The following is a 422-nucleotide window of genomic DNA, read 5'->3' as shown; positions in this document are numbered from 1 at the left end:
GTCCGGCACCTGCTCGAGATCCGGAAAGTCCGGTGACAGCCGCCACTGGTTCGGATTGTTGGTAGTGCCGCGATATCCGCCCAGGAATACCTCGCCGCACGGCTCGCAATACAGGAGCTCGAGCACACGCGAGCCGCACCCACACCCGGAGGCCGGAACGTGATACAGCGCTCCGACAGGCGGAGCGTCAGAGCGCTGCGGCGTGTGCCCGCAGGCCGGATCGGCACAAGCCCAGAGGCCCTGCACGTTCCGGAACATTATATGGGCGCGGACCGGCAGCAATGGATCCGCGTTGGGCAGCTCGGCGCTCGCGAGCGCAGTCACAAGGCCCTCGGCCGCCGCAGCCGCTACCAGCCGGGTCTCCGCGGGAAATAGGCGGGCGCCGATGTCGGCTGTCTGTCTTGGCTCCGGCCTGCCCGAGC

Annotated in this window: 1 protein-coding gene; it reads right to left on the bottom strand. The window is 68.5% G+C overall.

Annotated features, from left to right (window positions below; genetic code table 11):
• Positions 1–324: hypothetical protein (locus EN780_RS40165; RefSeq protein WP_210215151.1), on the bottom strand; the 324-nt coding region annotated here is incomplete at its 3' end.
• Positions 325–422: the final 98 nt, after the last annotated feature.

The sequence above is a fragment of the Mesorhizobium sp. M4B.F.Ca.ET.089.01.1.1 genome (assembly GCF_004022605.1).
In the GTDB taxonomy this organism is placed as follows: domain Bacteria; phylum Pseudomonadota; class Alphaproteobacteria; order Rhizobiales; family Rhizobiaceae; genus Mesorhizobium; species Mesorhizobium abyssinicae.
This window is presented reverse-complemented; position numbering and strand designations above follow the sequence as displayed.